Raw genomic sequence first — 15,733 nt, 5'->3', positions numbered from 1 at the left:
TCGTAGGCTACTGACTAGGCCGGACGCTTCCTGACCGGCTTTGGGTCCTGAAGGGAACGACGAGTGGACAGTATTGCTGGTTACTGGTTCTTGAGTGCCGCTGAGTGGGGCAATGCGGCCGCCGATGTGCACGCGGGCAAGGCGGGATCGCCGTCCTGGTCGGAGGGCAACCTCGTGCGGCCCCTGATTCACGGTGCCACCTACTTCGCCCGGCTGCATGAGGAGCTGTCGGCACTTCATGCAGGAGACCGTGTGTGGTTCACCGACTGGCGTGGCGACGGCGACGAAAAGCTGACGGCGGATGGGCCGACAATCGGCGGGTTGCTGTCGCGGCTGGCCCGAAACGGAGTGGAAGTGCGCGGCCTGATCTGGAGGTCCCACGGCGAGCGCGTGTCCGCCCCCATGAGCAACCTGTCGAACGAGCACCTCAGCCGCCAGATCAACGACGCCGGCGGCGAGGTGCTGCTGGATCAGCGCGTGCGCCTCTTCGGCTGCCATCACCAGAAACTGTTCGTCATCCGGCGTCGTGACGACCCGTCGCAGGACGTCGCGTTCGTGGGCGGGATCGATCTCTCCCACAGCCGCCGGGACGACGCCGATCATGCGGGAGACCCGCAGGCGGTGGACATGGATCCCCGGTACGGGAAACAGCCTCCGTGGCACGATGCCGCCCTTGAACTGCATGGCCCGGTTGTGGCTGATGTGCTCGAGTTGTTCGCAGAAAGGTGGAATGACCCCCATCCCCTGGACCGGCGCACGCCGTACAGGATGCTGCTCCAGCGCCTGGCCGACATGCCCCGGCATCCCGAGCCCCTGCCGGAGAATGCGCCGCCACCGCCACTGGCCGGCCCTCACGCCGTGCAGCTGCTGCGTACCTACGGTGTGAAGCATCCGCCGTTCCCGTTCGCACCCGATGGTGAGCGGGGCGTCGCCCGGGCCTACACGAAGGCTTTCGCCCTGGCCCGCTCGTTGATCTACATCGAGGACCAGTACCTGTGGTCGGCAGAGGTCGCAGCCGGGCTCGCGGCGGCCCTCGAACAGAACCCCGGGTTGAACGTGATCGCCGTGGTACCCCGCTACCCGGACTCCGACGGTCCGCTGGGAGGCCCACCGAAGCGGCTCGGGCAACTGCGCGCCATCGAAAGGATGCGCCGCGCAGCCCCCGGCAGGTTCGGCGTGTTCAACCTGGAGAACACAGCCGGGACGCCGATCTATGTCCATGCCAAGGTCTGCATCATTGACGACACCTGGTTCACGTGCGGATCCGACAACTTCAACCGGCGGTCCTGGACCACGGACAGTGAACTTACCTGCGCGGTCATCGACACCGCGGCCGGTCACCGGGAAGCACCCGGCGCAGACGCTGGTCCCGGGACTTCCCGTCCCTTGGCCAAGGAGCTCCGGCTCCAGCTCTGGGCCGAACACCTGGGCCTGGATCAGAGTGATCCCCGGCTGAACGCTCCTGCGGACGGCCTCGCCTTGTGGAAAGCTGCCGCGGACGCCCTGGACGATTGGCACAAAACCGGCCGCCGATCGCTCCGGCCCAAAGGACATGTGCGGCACCACAGTACAGAACCGGTGACCCGCCTTCAGCGGCTCTGGGCGGATCCTGTTTACCGCCTGCTGGTGGACCCGGACGGTCGCCCGCGCAGGTTGCGCGGCACAACCAGGTTCTGAGCAGGACAGGCCGTTCCCTCACGGCATCGACACCCGGAGCATCAGGCGGCGAGGCGCGTCAGGATAGCCCGTTCCAAAGGACTGGCTCCCTGTTCCGGGGGACTCACCGGAATGGGCAGGCAGCTTGGTGGAATGAGCGACGGCTCCCGGTCCGGGTGCTCGGCCGGATAGTGCCGGCCGGTGGGTGAAATCCAGCCCGGCGGCTCATTCTTCGTTGCCTGCGTTGGCCTCCAGGGCCGCTGGTGTTTGAGCCGGTGGTGCTTCGGGCATTATGCCTGTCCCAGGTTGCTGATGCCGGTGGTCCCACCGTGCTGCCAGGCGGTGAGATGGTCCACGTCGTTGTCCAGGGTGTTGCTGCATCCCGGGAAGGTGCATGCGCCGTCCCGCACCTTGAGCCACCGCTTCAATGTTTCCGGGAGCTGGTAGCTGGTGCGCCCGATTTCCAGCGGAGCCCCGTCGCGGGGGTCGATGAGGACGCGGTAAAACGAGTTGGCACCGTTGGCAACGAGCTTACGTGCCACCGATGGCGGGACCGGCCCCAGCCCATCGACCTCTGCGGGTTCTTCGTTGAGGCCGAGGAGGGAGAAGACCGGGACGGTGACGAGAATATCAGCTTTAGGAGAGGGCACTTCTCCGGCGTCCTGGTTCGCACTGCCAAGCAGTAATCCAGCAGCGATATCGGCGCGCAGCTGGGCAAGATTGCGTGCTTCCCGTGGGCCCTGAAGTCCCCGGGCCAGGGCGGTGGTCCTGTTCCAGATGGCGCAGGCCGTGTCCCCGGGAAGGTAGAGCGAGATCCAGGCCATGCCGTCCCGGTCCGGCGAGTTTTCCACCCGCCGGTCCGTCGTGCTCTTCGCGCGGCGTATCTCAAGGGGTTCCGGATGATGTCGCTCCCGCCAGGCCCTGACCTTCCGCCGGAACCGCGCGGGCACCAGGTCTCCCGGCGCCGCCCCGCGCGCCGGTTCCTCCGGGTGGAAGAAGCGCGCCTCCAATGCAGCGCCGGCGGCGGGTCTGAGGCCTGTGGTTTCCTCCACCAGGATGCGGCACGCTGCCAGGCGATGACGCCGCTTTGGAGCGCATCGAGTGTCGCCGGCAACGACGTGGTCAGCGCAGGGGCTTCGCCCAGCAGTGCCGCTGCGGCGCGCTCCCCGATCGTCAGCACACAGGCTGTCTCGGCCACCAGACTCATCTCCTGTGCCGACGCCTCATAAGCGGTGGCAGGCGGACCTGCCAGCGCGGCCGCCGCGGCCGCATGGGCGGCCACCAGGCGGACCTTGGCCGCCGCCGTCACCGCCTCAACCCGAGCCAGAACCGCCAGCCCCTCCAGGCACGCCTCCGAAAACTCCTGCAACGGATCTGCATCGCGGACACGGTCAGCGCCATCAGGACCGAGTGACGGCTAAACAACACCGGCAAGCTCCTCGACCAGGCGGCCCACTGAGGCGACGGCAGCCGCCATCGCGGCCCTGTTTCCTGCCTCAATAACCGCTCCGGATTCCATGCCCAAAGCATCGCAGGTGGGTCTGACAATCTGGGAGGGAGGCCATCGACGGCGGCGGCCTCCCGCCGTCGTGGGCCTCCCTTGGGCAAGGGGCGTTTAGGAGCCGGTTAGGCCGTTGGCATGTGCGGTCCCAGCGTAGGGGTGCAGCCAGTGCTGTCACACACTTGAGGTACACGCTGTGGCCGCCCCGGCGCATCCAGGTCCTCGAGCGGGTCCAGGTAGAGGCTCCCGTATGGTGACGGCGGCCTCAGAACGGCCTTGAGCGAACTGGGCCGTTCAAGCCAAGCGCATCTTGGCGCTGCGCCTAAAGACTTCGCGGAGATTTCAAATCCACAGAGGATGTTCGTAGCGCGAAGGTCGTTGCATGTTGCATGTAACACGCAGTAGTTTGTAGTCCATGGAAATCATCAGGGCAGCCAGCGCAAGGCCGCCGCCCGATGTTTTAAGGGCGGGCTAAGTCCAGCTCAGGATTGATTCGATGTCACCCACGGAAATGCGACGTTCTTTGGCCTCCCGAAGGACAAGCATCCGGGCCGTATTAAGTATGTGGCGCCGCATGGCCTGTCCGGCTTTCTCGGCCTCTCCGGCCACAAAGGCCTCGTAGATGTCCCGATGGTCCTCAAACGCTTCCCGGGGGGAACGCGACTTGGGGACGGTTTCCACCCCCGTGAGCAGGACGACGTTGCGCAGGTCCTCCAGCAGCTTCACCACCCGCTGATTGCCGGAGACTGTTAGCAGCGCCAGGTGGAAGTCCCGGTCGGCTCTCAACGTAGCTGCAGGGTCGTCCGTCTCGGAAACTTTCTGGAATGTTCGAAACGCCTCATTGACCCTTTGGACATCGGCGTCCGTGCGTACGGCGGTAGCTTGCCGGGTCACTGGCACCTCAAGCATCAGACGGACCTGAAATCCTTCAATCAGGTCTTCCAACGTAGTGGATTGGATCCGAATGCCCTTATTGCGCTCGACCACAACGAGGCCGGTCTTCGCCAATTGCTGGACTGCTTCCCGAACCGGCGTTCGTGACACGCCCAGCCATTCACCGAGTTGGGTCGCGGAGTAAAGCTCCCCAGGCTTCAACTCACCGCCCAATATCGCAGCTCTCAGTCTTGTGATGGCCTGATCTGTCAGGTTGTCTGCACGTTCAAGGTTGTCCACGAGAAAATTCTCGCACGTACAACTTTCCGCCCAATGATGAGGATTGACATGCCAACAAATCCCCTGCGATGCGCCGTGATCGGCGGCGGCATTATCGGTGTCGCCGTTGCCCGGGAGCTGACAACCCGTCTGGAAGGCGCGTCGGTAACCATCTATGAAAAGGAGGAAAAACTCGCCTCCCATCAGACAGGCCACAACTCCGGGGTCGTCCATGCCGGCTTGTACTACGAGCCTGGCGGGCTGAAGGCCACCCTGTGCCGCCGCGGAGTCGAGCTGCTGAAGGAATACTGCGCCGCCAAGAAGCTGCCCTACGATCAGTGCGGCAAGCTTGTCATCGCCCAGACCGCCGAGGAAAGCCGGCGGCTTGACGCTATCTTTGTCCGGGCACAAGCCAACCTGGTACCCGGGGCCAGGATGCTCAGCGGCGCCGAAATCAAGGACGTGGAGCCTAATGCTGTGGGGATCTCGGCACTGCACTCGCCTGAGACGGCCATCGTCGACTATGCCGCCATCACCAACGCCCTTGCCGGCGACGTCCGTGAGGCAGGCGGACAGATCAGGCTGGGTCAGGAAGTCCGCTCTCTTGAACAGCAGGGGCAGGGCGTCGTGGTTCACACCAGGGACGGAGGTGAACACTACGACCTTGTGGTGGCCTGCACCGGGCTCCAATCCGACCGGCTGGCCGCGTCGACGGGGGAACCCTCCACCCCGCGCATCGTGCCGTTCTTCGGACAATACTTTCTTCTCGGCCCGGAGGCCCGAAGCCAGGTCAAGGGCCTGATCTATCCGGTTCCTGATCCACAGCATCCCTTTCTTGGAGTGCACCTCACCAAGCGCATCGACGGCGAAATGATGCTCGGCCCCAACGCCTTCATCTCGTTCGGACGGGAGTCCTACTCCTGGAAGGACGTCAATGTGCGCGACGTCCTGGACTATGCGCTGTTCCCTGGTTTCTGGAACTTCGCCCGCAAGAACCTGCCGTCAGCTGCGCGTGAGTTCCAGACCGTCGTCAGCAAGCGCAAATTTATCGCCGAGGCAATGCGTTTTGTCCCTTCGCTCGAGGGTGCGTCCATCGTTCCCGGCACGCGGGGTGTACGTGCCCAGGCGATGAACGCTGACGGGTCCCTCGTGGATGACTTTGTGATTGCCCGCCGCCAGGACACAGTCCTTGTACGCAACGCCCCCTCACCCGGGGCCACCTCCTCCCTGGCCATCGCCGAATACATCGTCAACCAAGCGCTCGAAGGGCGCGCCGTCCCCGGGCGGGCCGGCGCGCAGTAACCGGAAGCGCCTCCTCAGCGGAAGGCCGGAATCCCGGTGATGTGGTTGCCCAATATCAGCGTGTGCACCTCGTCCGTTCCCTCATAGGTGCGCACGCTCTCGAGGTTGTTGGCGTGGCGCAGCGGGGAATAGTCCAGCGTGATGCCGTTGCCGCCAAGCATGGCCCGGGCATCGCGGCAGATCTTGATCGCTTCGCGGCAGTTATTCAGCTTGCCCACGGAGATTTGGTGCGGCTGGAGGACTCCGGCGTCCTTCAGCCGGCCCAACTGCAAAGCCAGGAGCGTTCCCTTGTTGATCTCCAATGCCATGTTGACAAGTTTCTCCTGGGTCAGCTGGTAACCGGCGAGCGGCTTGCCGAACTGCATGCGCTGCTGCGAGTAGTCCCGGGCAGTGAGGTAGCTGTCACGTGCCGCCCCCATGGCGCCCCAGATGATGCCGTAGCGGGCCTCGTTGAGGCACTCAAACGGGCCGCGGAGGCCCTTGGCTTTGGGCAGCATGGCACTCGCCGGCAACCGGATGTCCGTCAGTTCGATATCGCACTGAATGGACGCACGCATGGACAGTTTCTGCTGGATGGGGGTGGCCTTGAACCCGGGGGTGTCGGTGGGGACGACGAAACCGCGAACGCCGTCGTCCGTCATGGCCCAGATGATGGCCACCTGCGCCACCGAGGCCAGCCCGATCCAGCGCTTGGTGCCGTTGAGGATCCAGTCGTCCCCGTCGCTTTTTGCGAAGGTCAGCATGTTTCCGGGGTCGGACCCGGCGGAGGGTTCGGTGAGGCCGAAGCAGCCGATGGCGGTTCCGGCGGCCATGCGCGGAAGCCACTCGTGCTTCTGCTCTTCCGATCCGTGCTTGGCTATGGCGCTCATGGCCAGTGAACCCTGGACGCTGACAAAGGTCCGCAGCCCGGAGTCGCCGGCCTCCAGCTCCAGGGCGGCTAGGCCATACTCCACCGAGGTCCGGCCGGGGCACCCGTAGCCCTTGATGTGCATGCCGAGCAGGCCGAGTTCAGCCATCTGCGGGACTATCTCCAGCGGGAACTCCGCGCGCTCATACCAGTCAGCAATATTCGGTTTGATGACCGAGTCCACGAATCCGCGGACCTTCTCCCGCACGGTGACTTCCTCCGGCGTGAGCAGCGTGTCGATGCCGATGAGGTCTGAAGTGTCAGTCATGGTTCTACTTTCCGGTGGGATGGGTTTGGGAGGCTGCCCGGTGGGTACGCGCCGGGAACGTCGCTCCGCTGTGTTCGCCGAGCAGCGGCGGCAGCCGCCGGTACGTGGCGGGGGTTTCCGAGAGCTGGATGGGGTTGGCTACCTGTCGGGAGGTTCGGGGGCTGGACTCGTCCGCAATCTCGACTACGGGATCCAGCCCCAGATCGGCGGCCAGCTGGATCGCTTCGACGATGGAGTTGACCTTGCCGGCGGGTACGCCCGCTTCGCTGAGCAGGCCCGACCACTCCACTGCCGGTTTTTTTTGAAGCTGCTCCTCAATCAGCGCCTTCAGCGCGTCCCGGTGGGCCACCCTGTCCACGTTCCCGCGGAACCTGCTGTCGTCCGACAGTTCGGGAATGCCCAGCACCCGTGCCAGGGCGGCAAATTGTTTGTCCGTTCCCACCGCCAGGGCGAGGGGCCCGTCCGCGGTGCGCAGCGTCTCGTACGGCGCGATGCTGGGATGAGCGTTGCCCATTCGCTGCGGGGATTCGCCCGTAGCCAGGGTGCTGGAGGCCTGGTTGACGAGCCCGGCAAGGAGCGAGGACAACAGGTTGACGTTGATCAGCTGTCCCCTGCCGGTCTGGTCCCGGCTCCGCAGCGCGGTAAGGATGCCTACCACCGCGTTTTGGCCGGTCACCACGTCCACCAGCGCCACGCCCACCTTGCTGGGTTCCGACTCCGGGGATCCGGTGACGCTCATGAGTCCGCCCACGGCCTGGACCAGAAGGTCATATCCAGGCAGGTGCGCCCCGCCCTTGCTTCCGAATCCGGTGATGGAGCAGTAGACCAGGTCCGGGCGCTCCGCCCGGAGGGTTTCATAGTCCAGTCCGAAGCGCCGCATGACGCCCGGCCGGAAGTTCTCAACGACGACGTCGGCGGCCAGCGCTATGTCCCGCGCCTGCGCGAGCCCTTCCTCGGTGCGCAGGTCGCACACGACCGAGCGCTTGTTCCGGTTGACGCTGGAGAAGTATGTGCCCGCGCCGTGTTCGTCCACGGGGGGCACCCAGGCTCTGGTGTCGTCGCCGCCAGGGCTCTCCACCTTGATCACATCGGCGCCGAAGTCAGCGAGCATCATGGTTGCAAAGGGTCCGGCGAGGACCCGGGAGAAATCCGCCACCTTGATTCCGTCCAAGGGTGCGGCGGCGGGAGGGCCGTGAGGGAAAGATGGGGTGCTGCTCAACGAGCGTCAGCCTCCTTCGGTTGTGGTTCGGCAGGCTCAGTTGGAGGCGGTCACGGGATTGCTGAGGGTTCCAAGCCCCGTCACGCGGCATTCAGCGAGGTCCCCCGGCTCGATGTGCACTGCTCCGGGTGTTCCCGTGGAGATGATGTCACCGGGGAAGAGCGGCATGACCTTGCTGTGGAAACTGATCAGGTAGGCCGGGTCGTAGCGCATGTGCGACACCGTATTGCTGCGGCGCACCTCGCCGTTGACCACGGTGGACACCCTGACCTCGGCCAGGGAGCCGGCGGCCTCCTCCACCTCGGCGAGGGGCACGATCCGGGGGCCGAAGGAGAAAAATCCCGGAAAGTTCTTGGAACGGGTGAGGAACCGCGGATTGCGTTGCAGGATGTCCTCCGCGGTCTGGTCCAGGACCGGTACGACGCCGGCGAGATAGGACAGGGCATCCTCCGGCTCGACATTGCGGCAGTATCGACCGATCACGACGGCGATCTCCGCCTCGGTGGTGGTGCGCTGGCTCTGCTCCGGGATCGGGATGTTCTCGTCCGGGCCAATGACCGTATGGTCACCCTTGATAAACGAGGCAGGCTCGTCGGGCACGGCCTCGGTGAGGTCGGAGGCGTGCTCGACGTAGTTCAGGCCTATTCCCCACAGCATGCGGGGGTGGCGGTACGGGGCGCCGTAGGTGAGGTGCTCCGGATCGCTGAAGACGGCGTCCTCTGCGTTGGCTGCGGCCGTTTCCAGGTCCCCGAGCAGGTCTCCGGTCAGGACGTCGAGAATATCGCCGGTAAAGCCCGGGAGCAGGTCGCGGACCAGCGCGGCTCCGCGCCGCGGGTGGACGACGGCCGCCTCTTCGCGGGCCTGCCCGGGGGCGGCCGCATCGGTGGTGGACTCGTCGCGAATCGCGCAGAGATGAAGGACTCGGGAAGTCATGGAATGGTTCTTTCGGTTAGTAGGAACGGACCAGTCCGCCGTCGCAGCGGATCTGTTCCCCGGTCACGTAGGAGGCAGGCCCGCTCGCGAGGAAGGCCACGACGGCGGCGAATTCTTCGGGCTTGCCGTACCGGCCGGCAGGGATCGAAGCTTCCGAGTCCGCCCTCGTCTCCCCCGGCGAGCGGCCGGTGCGTTTAGCCGCCGCTGCGTCCAGTGAGCCGACCCGGTCGGTGTCGATGCGGCCGGGAAGCACCGTGTTGACGGTCACGCCATCCCTGGCGACCTCCGCCGCCAGCGTCTTCAGGTAACCGGCCAGCCCGGCCCTCCCGATGTTGGATAACGCCAGGTTGGGCAGCGGCTGCTGCACGCCGCTGGAGCCCACTGCCACCACGCGCCCCCACCGGCGCTCCCGCATGCCCGGAAGCACGAGTGCGGTGAGCCGGATGTGCTGCAGCAGCAGTTGGTGCACGGCGTCGAGGGACTGTTCGGCGGATATATCCGCGGCGCCGCCGGGCGGCGGTCCGCCGCCGTTGAGGATGAGCACGTCGATCGGGCCGAAGGCCTCCTCCGCGGCTTTCACCAGCGCCGAAGGGGCGCCGTCCTCCGTGAGGTCAATGCCGATGCCGACGGCGGAACCCAGGCGCGCAGCTTCCGCCCGCACCAGATCCTCGCGCCGCGCCGCCAGCACCACGTTGGCGCCTTCCTCGGCCAACGCCCTGGCAATGGCGAGGCCTATCCCCGAACTTGCGCCCGGAACCAGGACGTTCTTTCCCTTCAAACCAGTCTCCATCAGGCCATCACCACCCGAACGGCTTCGAGGTGGGCACCGACGAGGTCCGCCAGCGCCGGCGGCAGTTTCGGAGCGGGCGGCCTCACGATGGATTCAGCGATGATGCCGCGGCGGCGCAGCACCTCCTTGCGCAGGGCCAGCCCTACGCCGGGCTGGGCCTCGAAGTTCACCAAGGGCAGCCACGGAGCGAAAGCCTCGCGGGCGGCGCGGAAGCCGCCGTCGGCCCATGCGCTCAGGGCGGCCTGAAGTCCTTCGGGATGCGAGAATCCGGTCATGGCGCCGGCCGCGCCGGCGGCCAGCTCATCCAGCAGCCCCACTCCCCCGAGTCCGCCGTATACGGGCACGGACGTGGCACCCGTCAGCCGCGCGATGGCGGAGGCCGTCGGCGGCGCCTCCGACTTGACGGCCACGATGAACGGGCACTGCGCGAGGACCGCGAGGATCTGCGCTGCGCTGATGTTGACCCCGGATGCCACGGGGTAGTCCTGCAGCACGATTCCCGCGCCGGTGGCGCGGTGCACGGCGGTCAGGTGGGCCGCGAGCACCTCTGGATCGGAGCTGTTGGCCTGCACCATAAGTGCCGCAAGGTTGCTGCCCGCCGCCATAACCGCGGTACGGGCTTGCTCCAGTGCCACTGCCGTTGACCGGGCTGAGAGGCCCACCACCAGGGGGGTGCCCTTGCCCTCCTCGGCAACGGTGCGCACAATCAGGGCCTGCTCCTGGGCATCGAGGGATGCCCCCTCGCCGAAGACGCCAAGCACCACCATCCCGGTAGCCGGCAGCGCAGTGTAAAGCTGCACTTCGCGGCGCAGGGAGTCGGTGTCTACGGCAAAATCCGTTCCGCTGAACGGTGTGGCCAGAACTCCCCAGAGGCCGGGGGCAAGGTGCGGAATCGGTGTCGTCATAGTGATGGGGCCTCCTTTCGGTCACGGGCAATGTCTGTGCGGTGTCTGCGGAGCCCCATGATGTGTACCAGGACGCCCACGGCAATGATGGCTGCCCCGATGCCGATGTAGAGCGGCTCCATGACCAGCATCGGCAGTGACCCGACGCCCAGCAGGACCCGTTCGGGCCAGCGGGCCGGGCCGAAGAGCCAGGCCCCGGTTGCCACGGCAAGGGAGGCCACCGCCAGCAGTGAGACGGTGAATGCCAGCGCAATCGATCCTGGACTGCCCTGCAGCAGCAGCCCCACACCGTCGTCGGACAGCACAAAGATGAACGGGACCAGGAACGCCGACAATGTGTACCGCCAGGTCAGCCACATCGTCTTGATCGGTCTGCCGCCGGTGATGGCCGACGCCGCGAACGGGGACAGTGCGGTGGGCGGTGACACCTCGCTGAGGACCGAGTAGTAGAAGATGAACATCGCAGCCGCGAAAGCGGGAACGCCGACATCCTGCAGGGCGGGTCCGATGATCACCCACGAGATGATGAAGCTTGCCGTTACCGGCACGGCAAGTCCCAGGAGGGTGACGGAGATGGCGGAGAAGATTGCTGTCAGGAGCAGGTTGCCGCCGGCAAAGTCCACGATGATGTTCGCCAACTTCAGACCCAGTCCGGTGAGGGTCATGATTCCCACGATCAGGCCGGCGGCCGCCATGACGGGGATCACGGACAGGGCGCCCATGGCGCCCGTGGCGAGCGCGTCCCAGATCCGCTTGGGCGTCAGCCAGGATTGGCGGTCCAGGAAGCTGAGCACGAAGGCGAGACCGGTGGCGAACACTACGGCCCGGAACGGGGTCATGCCCATGGCCATGAACACCACGATCGCAAGGAGGGAACTGAAGTGGTACCCGAACCGCAGCAGCAGCTTGCCGGCCGGCTTGACGTCGAAATCCACCGCCTTGGTCTTGAAGCGCCGGGCGTCCATTTCGATGGCGAGGATGATGCCGAAATAGTAGAGGACCGTGGGAATGGTGGCCCAGATGAGCACCTGCAGGTACGAGACGCCAAGCAACGCGGCGATGATGAAGGCTGCGGCACCGAGCGTTGGCGGGGACATGATGGCGCCGATACCGGCAGCGGCCAGGATGGCGCCGCCGTGTTCCTTCGGGTAGCCGGCCTTGCGCAGCAGCGGCCAGGAGATGCCGCCCAGGGTCACAGTGGTGGCGACGCCGGAACCCGACACGGTGCCCAGCAGGAAACCCGCGAGGGTCACGGTCCGGCCAGGACCCGACTTTGACTGTCCGAAGGCAGAGAAAGAGAGGTCTATGAAGAATTTGGTGGCGCCCGAGGCGCCCAGGACGGCGCCGTAGATGGTGAAAAGAATGATGTACGACGCCGCGACGTCGGTGGGAACCCCGAACAGGCCTTGCGTCCCCATGACGTTGTGGCCAACAAGGCGGATCCAGTTGAAGGAGGACGTGTTGAAGGGGGCAGGGACGAAGGAACCGAACGCCGCATACGCGAAGAAGCCGACCACGACCAGCGGAACGAGGATACCCACCGTTCGGCGGGATGCCTCCAGGGTGACCAGGATCGCGATCACGCCCATGATCAGGTCAAGGTAGGTCGGCGTGATCGCACGGCGGAAGAAGCTGTCCCAGTCCGAGATGATGTAGGCAAACGGAACTACGGAAATTGCAGCGAGCAGCCAGTCAAGTATGTGGGGGTTGTCAGAACGTCCGGACGCCTTGGCGGCAGCCGAGCGGCCCCACCCGCGGTAGACCAGAAACGTCATGGGCAGCCCGACCATCAGGAATGCGGGCAGGTAGAACTGGGTGGGCATGGGGTTGAAGACCCAATACAGCGCAAACAGGGACAGCGCCACACCGATGGCCTTCACCGCGATGCCGGGTTTCCCGTCCAGGTGGCGGGCAGGTTTCTCCGCCTCAAACTCCGCGATCAGCGCCTCTTCATCAATCACCGCATCCTTGTCCCTGGGGTCGGCGGTGACACCGTCATCCGCGGTCCTCCGTCTGGTGCCCCCCGGGGGCTCAGGCGACGTGCGTGCCTGAACGGCGCCGTTGCCGTTGGGGTTCTCGGTCATGGGGTCTCCTTGAGGGATAGCACAACGAACGGGTCGCTGTCTTCGACTAACTTCCATAGTTCAAGCGGCGGAGCGCCCGGAACGTACACGGTGCGGCGGCCCAGATCAGTTGCTGCCAGCGACAGCCGGCCAAACTCCGCAGGGTGCCCCGGATCTGGGTCCGCCACCCATTCCCTGCGGTCGCCGTCCCCGGCTGCGGACGGCGGCCCGGGGACGGCGTAGTACTCTTCGAGCACCGCCAGCTGGTCGGCGGCCAGCTGCACCAGGCGGTAGCTCCCGTCGTCCTGGACGGTGTAACGCTCTTCAGCGACGGTGCCGTAGATGGAGTTGCGGTAGCTCACTGCGAACGTGTCCCCGGCAAGGGGAATACTGGCCAGCATGCCGCCGTCGTTGCTGATCACGACGGCGCGGGGACGGTGGGGTTCCAATGGCGAGCCGGCCACGGCAATCCCGCCTGCTCCCAGCATTCCGAGGCAAACGAGACCGACGACGGCGGCGGCTGGCTTTCGCATGAGGTGCTAGCTTCCGGACTTGTCGAAGTACGCCTTCGAACCTGGGCAGGCCTCCACGAACGGAACCTTCCCGGCGGTGGCCTTGTCCATCTCGCCGGCTGCGGGGTGGACCTTGATCAAGGCCTCTTTGTTGTCAAAGAGTGCGGTGGTGATGTCCTGCTGGAGCTTCTTGTCCATTTTCTTGCTGGCGACCAGGATGTTCGGTGAAGCGATCGCCGGGACGGCCTCGTTCTGCCCTTCGTAGGTGTTGGCCGGGATGTCCTGCCCCACGTAGTAGGCGCCGTATTTCTCCGCAAGGGGTTTGGCGTACTCCCCGATTGAAAGCAGCTTCATGTCGCCGTCGCCGGCCAGGTCGATCAGCGCGCCGGTGGGCAGACCTCCGGACCAGAATCCGGCGTCGATCGTTCCGTCGCGCAGCGCAGCGACGGTTTCCGCCGCGCCGAGCTGGCGGCGCTGGATGCCCGATTTCGGGTCAATTCCGGCGGCCTCGAGGATTCGCAGCGCCGCTACCTCGGTGGCGGAGCTGGGCGCGCCGACCGAGATGACTTTGCCCGCCATGTCCTTGACGTTCTGGATTCCCTTGTCGTTTACGGTGACGGCCTGCATGAAGTTGTTGTAGATGTTGCCAAGGGAGCAGACTTCCTGGGGCTTTCCCGCGAATTTGCCCTCGCCCTTGACGGCATCGGACACCACGTCGCCCACTGAGAAGGCGAGCTGCGCGGACCCGTTCTCGATCAGCAGCATGTTGTCCACGGAAGCGTTCGTTTCCTGCACCGTAGCGTCATAACCCTTGACCTTGTCCCGGATCACAGTGGCGAAGCCGCCGCCCAGCGGATAGTAGACCCCACCGGTGCCGCCGGTGGCGATGGACAACATGCCTCCCTGCCCGGCTGTGCCCCCGCCGCCGCTGCTGGGAGCGGGGCTGCCGCATGCGGAAAGGAAAACTGCCGGTACAAGGACAGCTGCTGCGCACAGGCGCTGCATGCGCCTCCGGGCAGTGATGTTCATAGCAATCATGGTTGTATCTCCCTGTTTTTGATCATGCTGTTGGCTGGGTGGGCGTCAATAGGCTTGACGGTCAAGTGGCCTGGTGTAGGTGTTCTCCGGCGGCTGCCGGAACGGGAACATCTCCGGCAGCGAGGATGCCTGCCAGCAGGCGGTAATAGCCCACCAGTACCGAAAGCTCCGTAATGCCACCGTGTCCGAAGTGTTCCAGGGCGGCAGCATGCACGTCCTCGTCAACGGCGGTGCCTCGCAACAGGGAACGCGTCAAACCCAGCGCCGCGCTTTCGTCCGCAGACAAGGTGTCCGGGACATCGCCTTCGTGCAGCTGCTTCAGCTCGGTGCCGTTGATGCCAACGGTCGTGGCGACCAGGCTGTGCGCGTACCACTCGTAGGCGGACTCCAGCTCTGCGGCGACGGCACAGATCACCAGCTCCCGGGTGCGGGCCGGCAGCGAGCCGCCAAAGCGCAGGACGGCGCCCAGAGCCTGTACCGCGTTTCCGATCGCGGGCGAGTACAGCAGCGCGTTGAAGGGGCCGCTGAGGCGTCCGTTTTCGTCGACAATGGAAAACGGCCCGTTTCCCCTCGGCGGGCCGGCGATGACCCCGTACAGATCGCGCTGCTGGTTCGAGAGTTCATGCGGCATGAGGAGCGGGAAGCGGCCACCCAGCCTGGAAGCGTCGGATCCGGCTCCACGGTGGTTCGATTCACACAAGGGTCCTGCCCCCGTCCACGTACAGGACATGACCGGTGACAAACGCCGCCTGCCGGGAAGACAGGTAGAGCACAGGACCGGTGAGGTCATCCACCGTCCCGAGCCGGCCGGCGGGGACCATTGAGGTGTAGTGTTCGCGTACCCCGGGGCGATCCAGGTGCGTTCTGGTAAGTTCAGTGTCCACGTAGCCGGGGGCGATGGCGTTTACCGTTACTCCGTGGCCGGCCCACTCGCGGGCCATGACCCGGACCAGCTGGTTGATGCCGCCCTTACTGGCTGCGTAGGGGCCGTGGTCGGGGTGCGCCAGGAGGCTGGAGACCGACGAGCAGTAGATCTGGCGCCCGAAGCCGGCCTCGACCATGACGCGGCCCGCTGCGCGGCCGAGCCGGAAGGCGCTGGTGAGGTTGAGCTCGAGGATGCGGTTCCAGTCCTCATCCGCGGTTTCGAGAATCGGCACTCGATGGTTGACGCCAATGGAGTGCACCAGGATGTCCAGTCCGCCGAGCTGTTCCTGGGCCGACGCAACGGCATCCTCACAGCCCTCCGTGGACGTGAGGTCAACCCGTTTGGTGGCCACGCCCGGACCAAGGGCAGCCAGCCGGGACTCGTCGCGGTCAACCGCGAGTACGCTCGCCCCGGCTGCCACGAACTCCCCAATGCAGGCACTCCCGATTCCGCCGGCGCCGGCCACCAGGACGCGGGCGCCATTCAACCCGAGCCAGTCGTTCACGGAGGCCACATTCGAGCGGGCGGTCTGGTCACTCATGGGTTGAAGTCCGCATCAATG

General features: G+C 65.6%; 15 protein-coding genes. 3 read left to right on the top strand and 12 right to left on the bottom strand.

Features of this window, described 5'->3' with window-relative positions; genetic code table 11:
* Positions 1–63: 63 nt before the first annotated feature.
* Positions 64–1,677 carry a phospholipase D-like domain-containing protein gene (locus QK290_RS14810; protein WP_282331396.1) on the top strand — a complete coding sequence of 538 codons (1,614 nt, stop codon included), beginning with the start codon at positions 64–66 and terminating at the stop codon, positions 1,675–1,677.
* Between the two features lie 269 nt (positions 1,678–1,946).
* On the opposite strand, the gene QK290_RS18690 is transcribed toward QK290_RS14810, so the two are convergent.
* On the bottom strand, positions 1,947–2,708 hold the full coding sequence (locus QK290_RS18690) for a DUF222 domain-containing protein (RefSeq protein ID WP_348994476.1): 762 nt from the start codon (positions 2,706–2,708) through the stop codon (positions 1,947–1,949).
* A 218-nt stretch (positions 2,709–2,926) separates the two neighbouring features.
* Between QK290_RS18690 and QK290_RS18685 the strand changes: the two genes are divergently transcribed.
* Positions 2,927–3,070, top strand: coding sequence for a hypothetical protein (locus tag QK290_RS18685; protein ID WP_348994475.1), 144 nt, complete (start codon positions 2,927–2,929; stop codon positions 3,068–3,070).
* 558 nt (positions 3,071–3,628) lie between these two features.
* Here QK290_RS18685 and QK290_RS14800 read toward each other — a convergent pair.
* A complete protein-coding gene (locus QK290_RS14800; RefSeq protein ID WP_282331395.1) occupies positions 3,629–4,330 on the bottom strand; it encodes a GntR family transcriptional regulator in 702 nt (233 codons plus the stop codon).
* A gap of 48 nt (positions 4,331–4,378) precedes the next feature.
* On the opposite strand from QK290_RS14800, the gene lhgO reads away from it, so the two are divergent.
* Positions 4,379–5,611 (top strand): L-2-hydroxyglutarate oxidase, encoded by a 1,233-nt coding sequence (gene lhgO, locus QK290_RS14795; RefSeq protein ID WP_282331394.1) that lies wholly within the window; start codon positions 4,379–4,381, stop codon positions 5,609–5,611.
* Positions 5,612–5,625: 14 nt separating this feature from the next.
* Here the strand turns inward: lhgO and QK290_RS14790 are convergent, their stop codons facing one another.
* The 10 genes from QK290_RS14790 to QK290_RS14745 form a co-directional block, all read right to left on the bottom strand.
* The gene (locus tag QK290_RS14790) at positions 5,626–6,786 is read right to left on the bottom strand and encodes an acyl-CoA dehydrogenase family protein (protein ID WP_282331393.1); all 1,161 of its coding nucleotides are present in this window, start codon (positions 6,784–6,786) and stop codon (positions 5,626–5,628) included.
* Positions 6,787–6,790: 4 nt separating this feature from the next.
* A complete protein-coding gene (locus QK290_RS14785) occupies positions 6,791–8,005 on the bottom strand; it encodes a CoA transferase (RefSeq protein WP_282331392.1) in 1,215 nt (404 codons plus the stop codon).
* Positions 8,006–8,041: 36 nt separating this feature from the next.
* Complete coding sequence (locus tag QK290_RS14780; RefSeq protein ID WP_282331391.1) at positions 8,042–8,938, bottom strand: fumarylacetoacetate hydrolase family protein; 897 nt, start codon at positions 8,936–8,938, stop codon at positions 8,042–8,044.
* Between the two features lie 16 nt (positions 8,939–8,954).
* Entirely contained in the window at positions 8,955–9,728 is a 774-nt protein-coding gene (locus QK290_RS14775) for an SDR family oxidoreductase (RefSeq protein WP_282331390.1), read from the bottom strand.
* Positions 9,728–10,633, bottom strand: coding sequence for a dihydrodipicolinate synthase family protein (locus tag QK290_RS14770; RefSeq protein ID WP_282331389.1), 906 nt, complete (start codon positions 10,631–10,633; stop codon positions 9,728–9,730). Before QK290_RS14770 ends, QK290_RS14775 begins: the two co-directional genes overlap by 1 nt.
* Positions 10,630–12,717 (bottom strand): TRAP transporter fused permease subunit, encoded by a 2,088-nt coding sequence (locus tag QK290_RS14765; RefSeq protein ID WP_282331388.1) that lies wholly within the window; start codon positions 12,715–12,717, stop codon positions 10,630–10,632. The genes QK290_RS14770 and QK290_RS14765 overlap by 4 nt, the downstream gene beginning before the upstream one ends.
* Complete coding sequence (locus tag QK290_RS14760; RefSeq protein WP_282331387.1) at positions 12,714–13,229, bottom strand: hypothetical protein; 516 nt, start codon at positions 13,227–13,229, stop codon at positions 12,714–12,716. Before QK290_RS14760 ends, QK290_RS14765 begins: the two co-directional genes overlap by 4 nt.
* Before the next feature lie 6 nt (positions 13,230–13,235).
* Positions 13,236–14,246 (bottom strand): TAXI family TRAP transporter solute-binding subunit, encoded by a 1,011-nt coding sequence (locus tag QK290_RS14755; RefSeq protein WP_282331386.1) that lies wholly within the window; start codon positions 14,244–14,246, stop codon positions 13,236–13,238.
* Between the two features lie 61 nt (positions 14,247–14,307).
* Complete coding sequence (locus QK290_RS14750; protein ID WP_282331385.1) at positions 14,308–14,946, bottom strand: carboxymuconolactone decarboxylase family protein; 639 nt, start codon at positions 14,944–14,946, stop codon at positions 14,308–14,310.
* Positions 14,939–15,712: an SDR family oxidoreductase gene (locus QK290_RS14745; RefSeq protein WP_282331384.1), complete on the bottom strand. Its 774-nt coding sequence runs from the start codon at positions 15,710–15,712 to the stop codon at positions 14,939–14,941. The genes QK290_RS14750 and QK290_RS14745 overlap by 8 nt, the downstream gene beginning before the upstream one ends.
* Between the last annotated feature and the right edge of the window lie 21 nt (positions 15,713–15,733).

Source organism: Pseudarthrobacter sp. AL07, assembly GCF_029960665.1.
In the GTDB taxonomy this organism is placed as follows: Bacteria; Actinomycetota; Actinomycetes; order Actinomycetales; family Micrococcaceae; genus Arthrobacter.
Note: the sequence above shows the minus strand (reverse complement) of the source record. Positions and strands in the feature narration are given on the sequence as shown.

Bases quoted from the DNA above. Each gene is read 5' to 3' on its own strand.
- QK290_RS18685 (WP_348994475.1), top strand. From the start codon at position 2,927: ATGGGCGGCCACCAGGCGGACCTTGGCCGCCGCCGTCACCGCCTCAAC.
- lhgO (WP_282331394.1), top strand. From the start codon at position 4,379: ATGCCAACAAATCCCCTGCGATGCGCCGTGATCGGCGGCGGCATTATC.
- QK290_RS14790 (WP_282331393.1), bottom strand. From the start codon at position 6,786: ATGACTGACACTTCAGACCTCATCGGCATCGACACGCTGCTCACGCCG.
- QK290_RS14780 (WP_282331391.1), bottom strand. From the start codon at position 8,938: ATGACTTCCCGAGTCCTTCATCTCTGCGCGATTCGCGACGAGTCCACC.
- QK290_RS14775 (WP_282331390.1), bottom strand. From the start codon at position 9,728: ATGGAGACTGGTTTGAAGGGAAAGAACGTCCTGGTTCCGGGCGCAAGT.
- QK290_RS14770 (WP_282331389.1), bottom strand. From the start codon at position 10,633: ATGACGACACCGATTCCGCACCTTGCCCCCGGCCTCTGGGGAGTTCTG.
- QK290_RS14765 (WP_282331388.1), bottom strand. From the start codon at position 12,717: ATGACCGAGAACCCCAACGGCAACGGCGCCGTTCAGGCACGCACGTCG.
- QK290_RS14760 (WP_282331387.1), bottom strand. From the start codon at position 13,229: ATGCGAAAGCCAGCCGCCGCCGTCGTCGGTCTCGTTTGCCTCGGAATG.
- QK290_RS14755 (WP_282331386.1), bottom strand. From the start codon at position 14,246: ATGATTGCTATGAACATCACTGCCCGGAGGCGCATGCAGCGCCTGTGC.
- QK290_RS14745 (WP_282331384.1), bottom strand. From the start codon at position 15,712: ATGAGTGACCAGACCGCCCGCTCGAATGTGGCCTCCGTGAACGACTGG.